Annotated in this window: 16 protein-coding genes; 10 read left to right on the forward strand and 6 right to left on the reverse strand. The window is 32.9% G+C overall.

All coding sequences use genetic code 11. The features are described 5' to 3' along the window. The first annotated feature begins 1,632 nt into the window (after positions 1 to 1,632). From ACNF4Z_RS05685 to ACNF4Z_RS05695, 3 genes are all read left to right on the forward strand, one after another. The gene (locus tag ACNF4Z_RS05685; protein ID WP_458328275.1) at positions 1,633 to 2,646 is read left to right on the forward strand and encodes a hypothetical protein; all 1,014 of its coding nucleotides are present in this window, start codon (positions 1,633 to 1,635) and stop codon (positions 2,644 to 2,646) included. 36 nt (positions 2,647 to 2,682) lie between these two features. After that, complete coding sequence (locus tag ACNF4Z_RS05690; protein ID WP_458328276.1) at positions 2,683 to 3,549, forward strand: hypothetical protein; 867 nt, start codon at positions 2,683 to 2,685, stop codon at positions 3,547 to 3,549. Positions 3,550 to 3,625: 76 nt separating this feature from the next. Continuing rightward, a complete protein-coding gene (locus ACNF4Z_RS05695) occupies positions 3,626 to 3,823 on the forward strand; it encodes a hypothetical protein (RefSeq protein WP_458328277.1) in 198 nt (65 codons plus the stop codon). A gap of 348 nt (positions 3,824 to 4,171) precedes the next feature. Here the strand turns inward: ACNF4Z_RS05695 and ACNF4Z_RS05700 are convergent, their stop codons facing one another. Both ACNF4Z_RS05700 and ACNF4Z_RS05705 read right to left on the reverse strand, forming a co-directional pair. Beyond that, positions 4,172 to 4,360, reverse strand: a complete 189-nt coding sequence (locus ACNF4Z_RS05700; RefSeq protein ID WP_458328278.1) for a hypothetical protein — start codon at positions 4,358 to 4,360, stop codon at positions 4,172 to 4,174. A gap of 1,114 nt (positions 4,361 to 5,474) precedes the next feature. Continuing rightward, positions 5,475 to 5,744: a DNA adenine methylase gene (locus tag ACNF4Z_RS05705; RefSeq protein ID WP_458328279.1), complete on the reverse strand. Its 270-nt coding sequence runs from the start codon at positions 5,742 to 5,744 to the stop codon at positions 5,475 to 5,477. A 686-nt stretch (positions 5,745 to 6,430) separates the two neighbouring features. On the opposite strand from ACNF4Z_RS05705, the gene ACNF4Z_RS05710 reads away from it, so the two are divergent. Then, entirely contained in the window at positions 6,431 to 7,090 is a 660-nt protein-coding gene (locus ACNF4Z_RS05710; RefSeq protein ID WP_458328280.1) for an ATP-binding protein, read from the forward strand. 24 nt (positions 7,091 to 7,114) lie between these two features. Then, positions 7,115 to 7,993, forward strand: coding sequence for a hypothetical protein (locus tag ACNF4Z_RS05715; protein ID WP_458328281.1), 879 nt, complete (start codon positions 7,115 to 7,117; stop codon positions 7,991 to 7,993). A 5-nt stretch (positions 7,994 to 7,998) separates the two neighbouring features. Here the strand turns inward: ACNF4Z_RS05715 and ACNF4Z_RS05720 are convergent, their stop codons facing one another. After that, a complete protein-coding gene (locus tag ACNF4Z_RS05720; protein WP_458328282.1) occupies positions 7,999 to 8,826 on the reverse strand; it encodes a DNA adenine methylase in 828 nt (275 codons plus the stop codon). Positions 8,827 to 8,986: 160 nt separating this feature from the next. On the opposite strand from ACNF4Z_RS05720, the gene ACNF4Z_RS05725 reads away from it, so the two are divergent. The 3 genes from ACNF4Z_RS05725 (at position 8,987) to ACNF4Z_RS05735 (ending at position 11,584) form a co-directional block, all read left to right on the forward strand. Beyond that, positions 8,987 to 9,979, forward strand: coding sequence for a DNA-methyltransferase (locus tag ACNF4Z_RS05725; RefSeq protein ID WP_458328283.1), 993 nt, complete (start codon positions 8,987 to 8,989; stop codon positions 9,977 to 9,979). After that, positions 9,963 to 10,490 carry a BglII/BstYI family type II restriction endonuclease gene (locus ACNF4Z_RS05730; RefSeq protein WP_458328284.1) on the forward strand — a complete coding sequence of 176 codons (528 nt, stop codon included), beginning with the start codon at positions 9,963 to 9,965 and terminating at the stop codon, positions 10,488 to 10,490. Before ACNF4Z_RS05725 ends, ACNF4Z_RS05730 begins: the two co-directional genes overlap by 17 nt. A gap of 107 nt (positions 10,491 to 10,597) precedes the next feature. Further along, positions 10,598 to 11,584, forward strand: a complete 987-nt coding sequence (locus ACNF4Z_RS05735) for a hypothetical protein (RefSeq protein WP_458328285.1) — start codon at positions 10,598 to 10,600, stop codon at positions 11,582 to 11,584. 53 nt (positions 11,585 to 11,637) lie between these two features. Here the strand turns inward: ACNF4Z_RS05735 and ACNF4Z_RS05740 are convergent, their stop codons facing one another. Together ACNF4Z_RS05740 and ACNF4Z_RS05745 are read right to left on the reverse strand one after the other, a co-directional pair. Beyond that, complete coding sequence (locus ACNF4Z_RS05740; protein ID WP_458328286.1) at positions 11,638 to 11,988, reverse strand: recombinase family protein; 351 nt, start codon at positions 11,986 to 11,988, stop codon at positions 11,638 to 11,640. Continuing rightward, entirely contained in the window at positions 11,978 to 12,226 is a 249-nt protein-coding gene (locus ACNF4Z_RS05745) for a recombinase family protein (RefSeq protein WP_458328287.1), read from the reverse strand. The genes ACNF4Z_RS05740 and ACNF4Z_RS05745 overlap by 11 nt, the downstream gene beginning before the upstream one ends. A gap of 2,594 nt (positions 12,227 to 14,820) precedes the next feature. Here ACNF4Z_RS05745 and ACNF4Z_RS05750 point away from each other — a divergent pair. Further along, the gene (locus tag ACNF4Z_RS05750; protein WP_458328288.1) at positions 14,821 to 17,316 is read left to right on the forward strand and encodes a penicillin acylase family protein; all 2,496 of its coding nucleotides are present in this window, start codon (positions 14,821 to 14,823) and stop codon (positions 17,314 to 17,316) included. Then, positions 17,306 to 17,656, forward strand: coding sequence for a hypothetical protein (locus ACNF4Z_RS05755; RefSeq protein WP_458328289.1), 351 nt, complete (start codon positions 17,306 to 17,308; stop codon positions 17,654 to 17,656). The genes ACNF4Z_RS05750 and ACNF4Z_RS05755 overlap by 11 nt, the downstream gene beginning before the upstream one ends. A 135-nt stretch (positions 17,657 to 17,791) precedes the next feature. Here ACNF4Z_RS05755 and ACNF4Z_RS05760 read toward each other — a convergent pair. Then, a partial coding sequence (locus tag ACNF4Z_RS05760) for a transposase (RefSeq protein ID WP_458328290.1) occupies positions 17,792 to 17,983 on the reverse strand: 192 nt, incomplete at its 5' end.

Genomic DNA, 17,983 nt, shown 5'->3' on the forward strand with positions numbered 1-17,983 from the left:
TGAACATTCAAACAAATTTATAGATTTATGTGCAAATTCATAATGCTGGATATGTAGAGCAATCAAATATCAATGAGTATGAAGATCATAGACAATGTAGGTGTTCATTCATAAAAGAAAGTGAAAGTATACAGACAGGCAGATATTGAACATAATTATTCTATCGTAAATATTCAATATCTCATAAAGATCTTCGAGTATATTCCTTAAAAATAGGAGGAATATATAAGAATCATATAAATCGTAAAAATAAAATAATTCCAGACATTATTTCCATTAGATTATTTTTATTTTATCTTCAAGCAATTAGCATTGACATTGCCATGGTTCATTGCATAGCAATAATTGCAAAAATTGTTTGCTTCATTTTAAAATCTGCAAGTTCCACAGAGTTGATGAGAAAATGGAATAATTATAAGTATCCAGATGATGAATGCTCCTTTGTGAGACATTCTCTATCCTTAATGAGATAATTCATTTTGAAAATAAGTGGCATGTGGTGAACATGGATTATGATAATGCAGTTAGATTAATTATAATTCCATATAATCTAGTGCTTATATCAAACATCAGGAATTGTTAAAATCAAAGGTGAGTAATGAAGTTCGTCATTTTCTGATATGTGATACACTCTATCAAATAAAAATAATTCTTTTTTATTTTTAAAGGTTGTTATTTAATTTTGCTAACAAATGTTATATATAATAAAAAAAAGACATAGACTCAAAAAAACCTTAATCATTTTTTTAAAAATTGAAATACATAGTTAATGATTACACCAATCCAATTCTGAAAAGGAGGAAAAAGGGACAAAATTTCCTTTTTCCTGCTCATTATCTAAATTAAAAACACTCTTGACATTCACTTAAAAATTGTATAGAAAAGGAATGAATTTTATAGATTTAGGTAGATTTAAAAGACGCTTGTAATATAAAAAATCAAAATTACGAATCTCATTTTCAACTTTTATTCGGCAATCTAAGTTTTTTCCATATTAATCATGGATTTAGAAAGTGGAATTGTTATTAATATTTCAGTAAACATTATTAAGTGAAAGATATTATATATGTTAGTGGGAATTTTTGGCAATTGAAAAAGTGTTAAGGGTAGAGGAAATCGTAGACTTTCCCTAGATTCAGTTAGTCAGAAAAATGTGTCATGATTTTCAATTACAGAAGAGCAAGCAGAGACGGCAAGACATCTAAATTTTTTATCCCATATCAATGTCATGTACGATCACATCAACGTGGAGGAATTGAAGCGGGGAAAGCTAACAAGAATATTCAACAAATACGTCGAGACGAACGGCAATGGCGAATTAAGTCTCTGGTGCGAACATGATAAAACATACAATTGCTGGCACGTCAAGGCCGCGTGGAAAAATCTCCAAGTGTAAAAGATGATGATGCAATACGAAGGGAAGGCCAAAATTTGTTTTAAATGTCATGCAAGTAATGATTTTGATGCTGTATACTGCAAGAAGTGTGGGGTGAAACTTGGATGAATAGCTACGGAAAGTAAAATAGAGAGAAGATCGAGGAATTGGAGAAAAAAGGAGGGATTGAAAGTAACCGGAAAAAATATGTATATTGTTGATTATAACATAAAAAGTGGAGTGAAACTTTGATGAAAATGGAATTTAGAGATATTGGAATAAATGATAGTTTTTTTAATCCCACACTGAAAATAACGGTAAAATGCCAATTTGAAAATGGGAAACAAGCTCTAATTAGCGCTTCCGGAGACTTGATTTATAAAGGGAAAATAATTGGAAAACTAGAACTTTGGAAAGAAAACGATCTGAACGGAAGCCATATAAATTTCCCTATAAACGCAATAGAAATTAAGGACAGGAAAGAAGATGAAAAAATTGATATAAGCCTTGAATTTAAGGTAGAGTTAAAGAAGAAAGTTGCAAAATTAATAAACGATGAAAGGAAGTCTGAGAAAAAAGGTGATGTTCTTTTAGAGGCTGATATCAAGATATTTTATTTTGAAAACTCAACTTTTTTGATAGATTCAAAAATAGATTTAAAGTTATCAAATGCTCCTGAACTGTATCTTTTATCTACGCTCAGTGGAAAGACCCAATTACAACTCAAAACCGCTTCTACTAAGATACCCATCATAATAAAAGCTTCCGATTGGATAAATGATTATGCACCAAAACTGTGCCTAGGAGAATATGAAATAATTGAAATTCTAAAATTTAACAAGAATGTTAACCCAAATGCAAAAGGGTTTGAGGAGGTTATTCAGAAAATAGCTCGGGCAAACACTAAATTATTAAAAAGGGAAAACCCTGACGACATACTTTCAGACTTGAGAAGCGCATGGGACATATTCGACAAATACCATAAAGACTACTACAGCGAAATAAATAAATTAATAGGAGCCGACTCGAAAGTAGAGGAAAAAGAGCCTTCAAAGGAACAAAGAATAGAGGCAATACAAAAAGCTGTGAAAGTATACTTGGAGAGCACCAACGAACTAAAAAAATCAATAGATAAACTGACCCAGATTGGACCTCATAGAGAGACATATCATTCGACAATAGACGATGCTGAATTGGCATTCAGATTGACAACATCTATGATTTCGTACTATTCTATTATTCTTTCTAAGATCACAAAGGAGTCTAAGTAAAATGAGGCTATTTTCTAGAAATGGAGGTAGTTCTTAATGGAGCAGACCGACAAGATTTTTGTTTTAGATGGCATTGAATACTGGCCATTGGAATACGATAAGGAGGATGACATGGAAAAAGACATTATAATGAATGCGCAACGAATATTTGGAAGCAAATCAATCCTTATACGAAAATTAAAAATTAAACCTCCTGAGGGTAGTAGTAGAATTCCGGATATGTATATAATAACCTTAAATCCAAATAGATTGTATGTTATTGAAGTTGAACGCATAGTACATAGTATGACTGATCATATAACTCCTCAAATAAGCGGTTTCTATAGGATAATGTTAGACCACACAGCTCGTTCAGATCTTATAAAGAAAATATATGAATATATAGACAAGAACAGTGAAATTAAAAATCTCTTTGAAAATAGAGAAATACATAAGACAATAACAGATATTGTTCAGCAAAACTATATAATTACATTAATTATTGACCATGTTACTAAAGAGCTAAAAAAGGCATTCAGCAATCTAAAGAATCCGCCATTGATTCTTGAATTTAAAAAATATAAGAGAAAAAATGCTGATGTATATGCTTATCAGTTTGACACATTAAATATAGATAGTGATTCGTCACAAAATATAGTATTAACAGCACAAAAGCAAGTTGATAATAATACTAGCGTGAGTAAACTCCTCCCCGGTATGAAGTTATATGCCAGATATAAAGGGGAGCTTTTAACAGCAGAGGTAATTCAGGATGGTTCGATAAAACTAAAAGATGGCACTATAAAGAAATCACTTTCAGGTGCAGCAAGATATATTACTAAATCTTCCGTGAACGGAAATATATTTTGGCATTATGATGAAGAATGCAAGGTACCGATTAGAAGGGTTAAAAATAAATTATAAAATAAAAGAATATACCATTAATCCAATTCGATGAAACTATGATCATAAATATTAACTTAGAAGTTGATGACTAGATATGGAGAAAGAAAAAGATGACCAAAATTGGGTTGTAGAAATAATCGATTTGCTAACAAAGAATGAATTATTTTCGCAACTCAACTCGGGCAAGGAAGAATTGATTAAAACTTTTGACGTTGGAGCTTGGACTCTGCTAAAAGAAAGGGCAATGACTTTTTACTCTCCTAGCTATCTAAGAATATTGAGGAGAATTTAATTGGAGATCAGAAAAAATCTTATCTGAAAAAATGCACTGAATCTCATGGAACTTTTATTACTTAATGTTATTAGTGAGTCTTTTGTTACTTCCACCATCCCAAAAATAATCTACTTATTAAGTGTTAAGTGAAATTTTTTCTCCTTGATGGAATCAAAGTATCCCATTGATATGCCTTCACCCTGCATTAAGTCTAGTTCAGTTGTATTCGAGCTTCAGGTGTGAAGGTATTATCTATAGAGGTTTTAGTGTTTCAAGATGCGATTCTTTCTATCATATCTCACAGATCGTCTGAAAATGATGTCATAATATTGAGTGAATACATTATAGATATGAAGATAACACTTTTTATTGCACCATGTCATTTGTGTTTAAGAGTATTTTGAGTCTGGCATAAGGTGGTGCAATCCTTGGTTGTATTATACTGCTTAGTTCATAATCCATTGTCGCTTTTGAAACCTGAACTCGCACCTGATCCTTATAATCTGAAAGAAGATAGGAATCTTTTATTCCAAGAGGTGACACTGTCGGAAACAAATTTGACCCCTGCTTACAAAGCCTTTTAAAGCATCCTTCTTATAGTAGATGGCAGTGAATGTATGCAGTCGTCCTGAGCAGAATAAGTTATAAACTTGACGACCTTCCACTTCTTCCATCTTATCTTTTCAATTACATCATCTATTTTTCACGATATATAGAGATAATTCACAGGTTTTGTTTGTAAGTAAATCTGCTCTTCTATCGCCATCTCTTTTATTATTTGCTTGACATAGCAGAGCCTTCAGGCATGAGTAAATCCAATTGTAAATTTAAGTGCTCAGCCATCTGAAAGTTTCTTGTCTAGTCATTTCTTTTCAATCCAAGTTAATGTTGAATGCTCGATCAATAGTGGATTAATGTGAACTATTACATGGGAGACCTTCCTGGAATAAATGTAGTAAATATAGTATTCAAAGCATTAACTCTCTGCAATAATTTTTTATATCTAATTTTTCCTGATACTAATCTAAGCTTTAAAGGCAGCATGCCTTTAAATTTAATGATCACAATAAAATTCCTTGAATTATGTCACATTTTGTTATTTTTTTTATCTATAAAAATATATATTTGCTTAATATTCAAAGGTATTACACCTATATGACAAAATTTGTAGGACGTTTAAGATTACCCCACATAAGAGAATGGGGCTTAAGTGGAACAGTAAAACGTCTCAATCATCTATGTTTTATCTCTCAGGCTTGCATTTATTCCATAATTTAAGTCCCTTCATGAGTATGGGCTAACCAAAGACTCTTCTGACTAATTCATAATTATATAGGTTTAACGGATATTTTCCCTTAATTTGACCTAATATATCTCTTAAATCAATAAATCACTGTCCTTTATCCCATATTCATAAAATCCTTTGACATTTTGGTATGTAGGATTAAGATGAAAGAAATTCATCTCGGAATCATATCTTTTGATTAAATACTTGAAGTTGAACATCTTGATGGTCCATAATGTTACTAACTCTTAACGATCACAGATAATATCACTAGTCTTCAGAAGTTTTAGTGATTTATTCCTTTAGGTCTAATAGAAATAAGATTTGCCCTGGCGGTTCAAGGAAAGAATTTTATATATATCGGAACGTGCTCTCGATATTATTCTAAGTTTTTTCCATGTATTTCAAGAATAGAGCCCTGGATTTCAAGATATAGTACAGTTTCTCAATTACTTTATCACGGTTATTCCTCACTTCCTCGAAAAAATTTACAAGATCCGCATTCAGGTCGTTATACACCTTTATCCTGGCGTCCGCATTCATGAGTACTTTGCCGGATCCCCCGAATACGTCAACAAGGGTCGTTTTCTTCGCATTATTGATAATTTTAAGGATATCCGGAAGCATGTAATACTTCCCGCCGGGATACGCCATAAGAGATTTGTAAGAGTTCACGAATCCATAACTTAGCCAGGTAAATGTCTTTGTGTTTTCGCATAATTGTATGCATCTGAAAATCCTTATATTCACTGAATTAATGGAATTTTATGGACACTTCACTCAGGGTCGATATGGAAACTCTTCTTTTACTCAAAGAAATCAAAACAAGGATAGAAAAGGAGTACGTAAGCCCATTGTACTTTAACTTCGTTCTAAAATGGTAAATATATAAGGCTGAAAGGAAAATAATTATTTTAAATTGATCTTATTTTTTTATACTCAATAAAGGAAAACTTCTACTTCATTTCCTCAAGCCTGTTCGCTAGCCCTACATCTTACCCAAAGATTTATTGCATGCTGTAAAAGTCCTCAAGTATCTTATTGATTTAATTCACTGCCTTTAGGAATATCTTTCCATTACTACGCTGGTTAATTTCTTAATAGTTTCTTCCAGCTTGGACAACTTGCTCTCGTATTCAGATTTCAACTAGCCCATGAGAGCATCCTTTTATGTTTCCTGAAAGTTAAACATCGTTGATAGAGTTATTTAATTTGCTCTTAAACAAAATTCAGAATATTATTTATTATTCTTCATAAAATATTTCTAAAAATAATAAATGATAAATTTACAACTTTTTCATTTCTACCTATATTTAAATATGAAAATCAATTATATTATTATGGATAAATCTACAGAAACACAAGTTAACATAAGTATAATCCCTAAAAAAAGGATATTAAGGTCAATGGCAACAGACTTAGATTATAAAAAAGCATTGCTGGAAATGATAGATAACTCTATAGATTCATGGAATCGAACCAAACCAAATCAAAAGTTGATAATTAATATTAAGTTAGATAAGGAAAAGAATAGCCTTTACTATAGGGATAATGCTGGTGGGGTTAAAGAATCCGATATTGCAAGGATGTTTACACTTGGAGAAAATTCAAACGGGAAAGATGATGCAACTATAGGTGAATTTGGTGTGGGGCTGAAAAGGTCTTTGTTTGTCCTAGCTAAAAAGTTTGAAATAAGAAGCAGATCACCAGGTGAGTTGGGCTTTAGAACTGAACTCGATGTGGAAAAATATTTTGATGATGAAAACTGGGAGATAATATATTATAAAGGAGCTAATCTCGATGAGGGCGAGACTGAATTCGAGTTTACCGAACTTACGTTCGAGTTTCCGGAAAAGGCTGAACGAGAATTTAGAAAACTCATTGCGGAAACATATGCTTATAGCTTTTCTAATAATGGGGAGATTTTCATAAATGATAATGCAGTCAAATTTTCTAAATTTGAAGAATGGTCAAAATTTGATTCTCCATACGAAAAATAATCAGCAAGAAATTTCAATACTTCCGTGAATTTAAACGGAAATGAAATATCATTGAAGGTAAAAGTTGGATTAATGGAGAGATTTCACCAAACTGGTGATTGGGGATTTTATATTTACTGCAATAATAGACTGATTATATCGGCCGCAAAATCACCAGAGCTTGGCTTCAATGAGGCAGAATTTCATTTTCCGCATGCAAGATATGCAAGATTCAGATGTGAGATATTCCTTAATGGGCCAAGTTATCTTATGCCATGGAATAGTACAAAATCAGGGTTAAATTATGATAATCCAGTAATTAAATATATATTAGGTTATATTAAAGAAATTTCCTTTAACTATCTTAAATTCTCATCTAAATTAGCTTCTTCTAGAGGATTTGGTTCCCAGCAACCCATAAGCCGGAATATCGGACACATTAATGAAACTAACGTGAAAAATATAGAAACTATCGCTAAGGAATACCAAAATATTAAAATTAAAAGCTCTAGCGGCTCAATGAATACTAGGAAAGAAAAATTGACCCCGTGGAAACAGGGAATTATTGATGCCATAAAAATTGCCGAAATTCTTATACAAAGAAAGAAGCCTGAGCATAAGAACAGAATCATCCTGATCATACTAGATTCAACTATTGAGATAGCTTTTAAAGACTATCTGTTTTACGTAATAAAGGACAATACCAAAAATTCAGATTTTGAAAGTTTAATGAAAAATGTGCAAAACAGATCAAAGAATCAGGGAATAAGCGATACGACGTGGATAACTGTTAACAACCTTCACCGGAACAGAAATAAACTATATCACGAACACCTTGATTTGACCGTTACGGATCAGAGCATTGTCACTTTCAAGGCAGCAGTTATTGAAATAGTAGAAAAATTGCTTTCGGTAAATATTTGATTTGATCAAAAATTTCTAATAAGAATTTCCTTTTTATTCCCCCTTCCATTTCCGTTACTGTTAATGCTGTAATGACTATTCACAATAATTTTACTATATCCAGAAAATTTACGTAGAACATTTTCTGATAGACTGTTACTGAGTATTACTTTAACTCCTCTTGAAGTTAATTTACTTACCGCCTTCTCCAATTCATCTAGGTTGTTCTCCGTAAATGGAAACTGGTTGTATTGTATGAAATTACTTTTTTTATTTCTAGCATAGGGAGGATCGAGATATACAAAATCACCGGCCTTAACAAATGAGATTACTTCCTTGTAATCTGAAAGTAAAATTTTCGTATTTTCCAATAGCAATGAATAATAAATGATTTCTCCTTCATTTGGCAAGTGATAAACACTGTAACCACCATATGGCACATTAAACTCACCTCTGGAATTTGTTCTCCATAAACCATTAAAGCATGTTTTGTTAAGATAAACAAACATTGCAGCGTTTTCAACATCATTAATAATTTTTTTGCATTCTCGATTAAACTTTCTTCTTACTTCTAAATATGCAATGTTCCCATTTAAATTTCTAAAATTGTCAAGTTCTTCATCCAAATCATATGGCTTCTCTTTCACTATCCTTAGAAAATTGATTAATGATGGATTAACATCTGAAATTACTGCGTCCCTTATCTTTCCCATTGCTTTAAGATTCCAGAAAAGGGCTCCTCCTCCTACAAAAGGTTCATAATATGTAAGAAAATCCTTCGGGATCGAATCCATTATTTGATTGATCAAACCTGTTTTTCCTCCTGCCCATTTCAATAGGTTAGGTATCCTCATTCTTTTACTTCCGATATTTACAGAGATCATAAGGGATAATACAGCAAGTATTTAGATCTTTTTCTATTAAAGTGAGGTAATATATCTCAAGTTAATTTAAGTCAATTTAAAAGTTAGAACCAGGATAAATTTAAGTAAAAATCGAATATTACTTTTTATTATGCTAAAGGAAGAGGAACTTGTTTTTTCAGATATCACCTCTAAAAGGATAAAATATGGTGTTTCACAAACATATCTTCCCGGATTTGATCTTCTTATTGGCAAGAATGATTCCCTGGAATTCCTGAAAACAGTTCCTGACAAATCTGTCAGATTGGTTGTAACCTCACCACCTTACAATATCGGGAAGGTTTATGAGGAAAGAGTTAAACTTGATGAATATCTTTCTTATCAGTCTGATGTGGCAAAAGAGTGCGTAAGAATACTCCAGGATGATGGAAGTATTGCGTGGGAGGTTGGCAATTATGTTTATAACAGGGAAATATTCCCTCTTGATTATTTCTTCTACAGAATTTTCAAGGAACAAAATGGAATGAAGATGAGAAACAGGATCATATGGAGGATTGAACATGGATTGCATGCATCACTGAGATTTTCTGGAAGATATGAAACCATATCATGGTTCACCAAGTCTGATGATTATATATTCAATCTTGATCCCGTGAGAATACCACAGAAATATCCTGGCAAAACACATTACAGGAAAGGTGAGAAATATGGTAAACCATCTGGAAATCCTTTAGGCAAGAACCCCGGAGATGTATGGGACATGGTTCTTCAGGACTGGGAAGAACAGATTTGGAATATACCAAACGTGAAGGCAAACCATCCTGAGAAAACAGAGCATCCTGCACAGTATCCCATTGAACTTGTTCAGAGGCTTGTTCTGGCACTCACAAATGAAGGGGACACCGTACTGGATCCATTCGGAGGAGTGGGATCATCAGCCCTGGCATCACTCCTATTGAACAGGAAGGCAATAAGTATTGAAAGAGATGACAAATACATTGACACTACAATAGAAAGAGTGAGGGCAATGGCAAATGGCACACTTAGAATAAGAAAACTTGGTACAAAGGTTTATGAACCAACAGGTAAGGAAAAAGTTTCAAGGATACCAGAGGACTGGTTAAAATATGAAAGTGATAAGTGAATTCTCTCAAAAGGATGGAAAAAAGTACATAAGTGAACATTTTCCGAATGAGCTTTCAGAAATTTATGAGGTAATATCACAAGTTGAACTCCAAAATTTCAAAACCAAAGTCAGCAAGGAGAAAACAATGCCGGGGCAGATGCTATACAGCCCACCATTACTGAACAGAGAATACAAGATGAGGTTTAACGCCCTGGGATGGTTCGAATACAGGATAAAGTTACCTTTTGGGAACGGGGCATTCAGGGAAATGGATTTCGTAAAGAATCGGCTAGGAGTTGAGGTTCAGTTCGGAAAATACGCTTTTATGGCCTATAATGTGTCTGCCAAGATGACAATATTTCACAATCATAACGTGATTGATGCCGGAGTTGAGATAGTACCAATGAAAAATATGGCCGATCAAATGTCCTCTGGTGTTTCCTACTTTGAACAGATAAAGTGGGACCTGGAGAACAGGGGAGTTGCTGACATCGATATACCAGTAATAGTGATGGGGATAGATGGATAAAAATGATAACTAGGAAATGGTTCTTTGTAATCATATTTCTATCTTATTTGTTTATTGCTATAATTTCTGTAGTTCTTTGGCAATTTAAATTTAAAACATCTGTAATAATGTCGTTTTTGGAAATCACAATTCCGCCTTCTGTTCCAGCATTTTTGGCGATATTTTTATCTTTATACAGCTTTCAAGCAGAAGAAGCTCGGAAAGGTGAATTTCTAAAAAACATACAAATAAAGAAAGAGATTAGTGAGAGCCTGAAGAAGCACTACAAAGATGTATCAGATCAAGTTGATGAAGTCAAAAAGTCAATGAACTGTTTTCCCGACAAGATTTTGGGAGATGATAATCTCCACGTTATGAAGTTAAATACTAGATATATTAAAAGGCCATATCCAAGGAATGTTGAAAAAGCTATGTTCCATTTTGAAGCAGAGTTCAATACTGAAAATCCAGAATTTCTGGAGAATTTTAAAAAATCTGAAGAGATTGTCGATAGATTGAATCAAAAAATTGATGATCTTGAGTCTAGAGTGATAAAATGTTTACAACAGCAAAACAAAAATAGTAGTATCAATGTAGCAATTAGTTTTGATAAAAGAGAATGTTCTGATAATAAGATTAATGGAAAAGAGGTTTTTAGATGTGCTTATGGAGTTTGGTGTAACAAACAAGAATATAATAAAGAGGTGTTAGAAATAGAAAACTATTTGAAAAGTATGAATAAAAATAACACTGCAAATACAAGGGATGGAAGTCCAATTATTATAAAATCAAAAAATTGGGAAAATTCGCAAAATTACTCAGTAGAGTGGAAATCTAGCATGACATTGGCCCATGTGAAATCACGTGATACTGGATTAGAAATCATCAAGTTGCTTTTAAAACTCCTTAAGGACTCAAACTTTAAGGAAAAATGTGAAAGCATAGAAAACTGTAAAAAAGAAATAAACAAAAATAGAGATGAATTTTACAAAAAACTTGAAAAGATAAAGTTGAAGATTAATAACAATGAACTACTTTATGTTGTGGATTGCTGTCCATTTCATGAAGAAAAAAATTATATAGAGTCAGTATTTGGGAAAACGGGTCTCTATTGACATAATCCATTTATCTCGCCCTTCTCATAATCTCTGAAGAACCTAACCCTGCTTTATGTATCATTAATTATTCTCCTCACAGGCGTTATGGAGCAGTCCATTAATTTTGCTATGGCCCTCATGCTCATCCCCTTCTCCTTCAATTCCAGTACCTTCTTTGGATCGATATACTTTCCTCCATTGGTTTTTGAAGTCTTCAGTGGCGGCCTTCCGAACTTAACACCTTTGGCCTTTGCCTTTTCTCTGCCTGCTGAAGTTCTTGTATTGATCATTGTTCTTTCAAACTCTGCAAAAGAGCCCAGAATATGCAACAGCAGTATTCCATTTGGTGAGGTTGTATCGATTCCGCTGTTCTGGACTAAAATGAATCCTATTCTATTTTTTTCAAGTTCTTCAATATACATACCTGTCTATCTTTGTGACAACGAAAGCATTTGGCTTTGTTTTTTTGAAATCTCTCATCATTCTTTTGAATTGCTCCCTCTCCATATTTGCTCCTGATTTGGCCTTATCTTCGTATATTCTGTAATCCCATCCTTTATCCTTGAAGAATCTCTCAAGGATCTCTTTTTGTCTCTCATTTAATCCCTGCTTCACCTCTTCGATTGTAGATGCCTGAACATAACCAAAAGCAAGTATCATTTTTATCTCACAAAATAATAACGCAAATGTTATTAGACTTTCCATTTTAGTAACAACATCGTTTCTCATTCTGGTCGAATTATGTACATGACGTTACTTGAGACTTTAAATAGGTCTGTGCTTAGTGAGTTAAAAGATCCCCTTCCTTGATCGTAAAAAATATTTAAAGAAATCAATCAAATTTAAGCCATGACATAACGAGATGTGAATATTGTCATTCTAAGACTTTGCACAATGGATATAATACATAAACTCAAGTTAAGATTCAATTATTATATATAATAAATCAGACAATACCTATCCCTTTGAGTATCAGAAGAATGCTCCCAATCATACCTGCAATATACAGATATTTGATTATGTCAACTTTCTTTCTTCTGTACACGTTATTTAATGTCACATTGTTATTTATAAGTTTCCTTCTCTTCATGATTAAGATATCCTGCGACAAGTCCTGAAAGCAATGCTGTGCCAAACCATACATCAGCAGCTTATACTTTTGTCAAAACGAACATGGATATTAACCCACTAGCTGCTGGTATTGACAATCCTTAAAATGCCTCAAGCATGGACAGTAAAGAAAAGCCTCTAAGGAAATGTTTGAGCAAGAGGTGAAATCTCTTCCGTCTTTTAGTGTTAATGGTATTATCGAAATTCATTCTTACTTTTTTTGGCATCGATTGATCTGAGATAAGTTTTCTTTCCATTCCTCAATGATCAAATTTAATCACTTTTAATTTACCTCCAATTAATTTGCTTTACTTTCTTCTTAACGATCCCCAATGTAAACAATCTGATTATTCTTCTGAATTTTGATAGTATCCGGAATTTTGTGTAAGAACAAATGAAATAACCCCATCAAAAATGGATAAATTTCATGAAACATAAAAGAATGCCTCCTAAGAATAACCACAGGAGGCAATGAATAATGGAAGAGTTTTAAAAAAATATGTGAAATTGTTAGCAAGACCGTGAAGGAGTTCATGGAATCTCTCATGAAGAGAGATATAAAGGCATACCTTGAAGAGAATAATTGTTCAAGGAATAGATATCATGAAGGATGTCCTCGAAAAGAATAGGAGAAGATCAATGAAGATCCTTAATCTGAATGTAACTTAGATTGATTATAAATGGTTAATGAGACCACATAATGGACATTATAAATAAATTGATTAGATCGAGCAAATGTTCTAGGATATTCATTCTTCTTGATTACACAAAATTTAAGGACACTATGGCATAAGTTTTGAAACTATCAAAAATAAGGAAGAGAAACGAAGTAATACCGGGTTTTGCTATAGAAATACCACAATATGTAGTGTAAGCAATGAAATATGGGTTTTTATATAACCTCGGTCTTTTATTGCAATAGTGTGTTTAATAATCAATAAGGTCAATGAAAAGATAAAGTTATTGGGTTAGGGGAATAAATTAAAGATAAGCATACGCATTCACTAATCAGATGAATTTAAATAGCTTCTTTTTGAATTTAAATCATTTTATAAATTTTTAAAGGTTTTTTGTATTGAATATTATTCATTGTATTTACTAAGCAATGAAAGATCACTCTTTTACGTTAAAAGAAAGAAGTTGTGTATACTGACTTGGAGTAAAATATACTATCTTAGGTATATCTGGGGTGAAGTTATAAATTTAAACTCTAAACTTTTCATATGAAAGGTATTTCTAGTATTGCCTGTATCCAAAAAAGTGGTAGAAATATTCCATTCCTTTTTCAATTTGTCACCACATTAATGAAATCCTTTTTCAAAGCCATCGTAATGGATAATTGCATCGCCTATGACATACTATCCTCTTCTATCTTTGAATGAAAATAACACTATATCCCCATTTTATAATTTAGGGCTGTTTCTTCCCCAATACCTTTCCCAACTTGAGGAGAACATCATCGTTTTACTTACGTCATCTAAGAATTGGTTTATTCCAAGTTTTCCAACATGCTCTTCCTAATGTGTGGCGACCTCGATCTTATGATTAATTGCCATTTATGATTAATCCATCACTACTTCGTAATTCTCCTCTAACGAAAAGAAATTTTTAACTTTTTAAGGGTGTAACTAGATTAAAATTTTTTGGACATTCATCATTGAATGTTAAAGGTAATTTTGAGTTAATCAGTAGAAAAAAATTTAATGAATAAAAATAATTGACAACAATGTAGATATAAATGACGCAATTATCATTCAATTTCTAATTTATATGTCAGATTGAAGAAAGTTTGATACAATCTCTATCTAATCTCCTTATTTTTATGATTGAGAAATAAATTAATGGATTCACAGAATAAAAGATGAATAAAAATCCAAGTATATTATGCCAGTATACAATGAAAATATCGAAAATTCGCAAAAAGTGTGAGACACCTTATATTCAATTAATTCTAAAGAATGATATAAAATATATTATTAGTAAATAAATATCTTTTTTGCAAATAAAAGTGAGTATAATGAAGGTCAACCAGTTATTAGAGAATTGAATAAAAGAAGAGAAATAACAGAGAAAAAATTAAAGGTAAAATTTTGCCCAATCCGTTTTCACCCAAAGTTTATAAAACTCTATTTTTATCCCTAATTGTGAATGTAAAAACAAAAAAAATCATTTCAATTTTTATAGCGGTAGCTTTACTTGGGGTGGTTGGATATGTTTCCACACAATTATCGGTTTTAAACCCTTATAATGGGGCTTTTGAATCTTTGAACTCAAATAACATAACCTCCGGGACAATAATAATTCCTCAGATTTATGGAAATGTAACTGTTGATATAGATAGTTCTGGACTTGCACATATTTATGCAAATAACAATACAGATTTATTCTTCGCTCAGGGTTATTACAGTGCGTCACAAAGATTATTTCAGATGGAGCTGCAATCAGCCCTAGCTGCTGGAAACCTTACAAGTCTAGTAGGATCAACTGGTCTCGCATCTGACATAACTATGAGACTTATTGGTTTAAACAGGAATGCAGAGACTCTACTTAATTATTTGAAGACAAATTATCCCACATGCTATGGTTATTTGCAGGATTATGCAAATGGTGTCAACGCATTTATAAATTCTTCACAATCTAAATACATCCTTGGCTTCAAACTACTTGGAGTAAAGCCATTTTTATGGAGTGTATTTGATTCCCTTGTATGGCAACAGTATATGTCCTGGAGCCTTGCAACAGGTGCCTGTTCAGTTCTTCAATCAGATATGTTTGAAATTAAACTTGGATACACTAATTATTCACAAATATGGCCATACTATCCTTATTATACTGAAAATATAACAATGGTTCCAGGCTCAGGAACAGTTAACGGTTACAATTTGACTGATCAAGGAATTAATGTTTCATATTTCTGGAATCAGGATTGGTTTTCAAGCTGGGCTACGGGCATAAGTGGGAAAATTCTCAATGATTCATACAATCTCATCCTGAGTGCGTATAACAACATAAGCGATCCTTATGCATTGCCCGGTTCACATGACTGGTCATCTCCTGTGGGATCAAACAGCTGGATTATCACATCTAATTATTCATTATGCAATGAAAATATGCTTGCCAATGATCCACATCTGCCTCTGCTTGCTCCATCCTTATGGATTCCTTTTCAATTGGTTGACAATCAAATGAATGTTACAGGTTGGGGTTTGGCAGGTGTTCCAGGTGTACTTATAGGCCACACTTCAAACACATCTTTTGGACTAACTACTCCAGAAGGAAATTCAGCCAATGATTATCTGGAAACTCTTCAAAACAATACATACCTATACAACGGGAATTTTGTTAACATGACAGAATGCTCTTACACACAGGATGGAAACCATTATGTTGTATACTGTACAAATAATGGTCCACTTATAGCAAGAAACAACAGGTATGGAATAAGCTTAAATTGGGATTCCAGGTATCCATCACTTGATTTACTTGCTGAAATAAAACTGGATATGGCAAGCAATTATTCTGAGATGATGAATGCACTGAAATTCTGGGGACCAGCACCTCCTCAGAATTTTGCATTGGTTTCACTGCATCATGCGGGATACATAACTGCAGGTGGATATCCATTGATAAATGAAACATTACCTGACGGAAAGAATGTTAAGGTTGTTGGATCAGTATCACTACTAAATGGGTCCTCCTCAAAATATGAACCAGACGGTTATGTTCCATTCAAATATCTCCCACAGCAGGTAAACCCAGAACGAGGTTACATGTTTGCTCCAAATCAGCCAACCGTTGGCAAAAATTACCCATTCCCATTTGTTGGTTCATACTGGGCAAGTGGGGGAAGAGCTGAGTCAATATACCATTTTATACAATCTCATAATAAAATGAATCTTACTGATATGGAGGAACTTCAGTCAAATGTAACCGATTATTGGGCATCACAATATCTCCCATTGATATTGAAGCCCTTGGAAAATTTAACAAATATTAACTACACAGAGAGTTATGCTTTAAATCTTTTGAAAAACTGGAATTTTTCATATTATCAGGATATGAAAAATCCTACAGTTTATCTTTATTTGACAGCTGCAATATACAATATATCATTTAATAGAATTTATGAGAAATCGGGTTTGCTAAATATTGTTCCAAATCCATATACAAATACTGCGATTTATCTTGCTAAAAATTATCCAAACTCTTCCTGGTACAACGGAAATTTCAGTTCTACAGTCATCCAGGCTTTCAAAATGGCAATTTCCTTTATGGACTCAAAAATCGGAAACGTTTCAAACTGGAACTGGGGGAATGCTCATTTACTTGAAATAGAGAGCCTAACACAACTTCCTCAACTTTCAATCGGACCAATACCCATATGGGGTGGGAGACATACGGTTAGTGTAGGATACACCCCTCGTGTTCTACAATATCCTTTACCTTATGTTCAGATTGGCTCTTCACTAAGGGAAATCTCAATACCAGAAAAAAAGGTATTTCTTGGCGTTTTTCCAGGGGGTCCAAGCGAAAACGTGCTTAGCTACTGGTTCAAAAATCAGTTGGATCATTGGTTGAATCATCAATATTACATAATGAATAATCAAAAAACAGTGGTGGTGATAAAGTATGAACATTAAAATATCCATTGCCTTTTTAATATCTGGGATCGTAGCATCAATATTAGTATCTTATTTTCTTCACAACGTAATATTTGCATTTATACCTGCTTTCTTCTTCTTTCCTTTCAAAAGAAAAAGAGAATATGCAGTCTTTTTCTTAATAGGTTTCCTTAGCTTTCTGTTACCCTACTTTAGATATAACGAGTCATATCTTTTCTCTCTTGTGAAAATACTCTCTGGCATTTCAGGTATACCTGAAATGTTGGTGATCTCATTGTATCCATTACTAGGCGGACTCTTTCTGATGTTTGCCTCTATTATCATTTCATCATTGTACTCAATAGTTACAAAAAATTAATGCAATTTTTTCATTAAACTAAAATAAAACATATAATTATTTTTTTTAATTCCGTGAATAAAATTTTATCGATTATTTTAATATTTATGATGATAAACACTGGAAATTTATCATAGTGTCCCAAATGTTGTGTATTTATAAAGGATACCTCCTTTGGAACATTTCCTTAATCTCATCAATGCATTTATAATATCCCCTCAATGATCTCATTGACCATTTGTCATTTATCTCTGCTGCCCTCAGATAAATGATCTTCATTGCACTCTCTTCAGAAGGCATTGAATCAATGATCTTGATCCTTCTTCTTATCTCCTTGTTCATGCGTTC

The sequence above is a fragment of the Caldiplasma sukawensis genome (genome assembly GCF_052315375.1).
GTDB lineage: Archaea > Thermoplasmatota > Thermoplasmata > Thermoplasmatales > Thermoplasmataceae > Cuniculiplasma.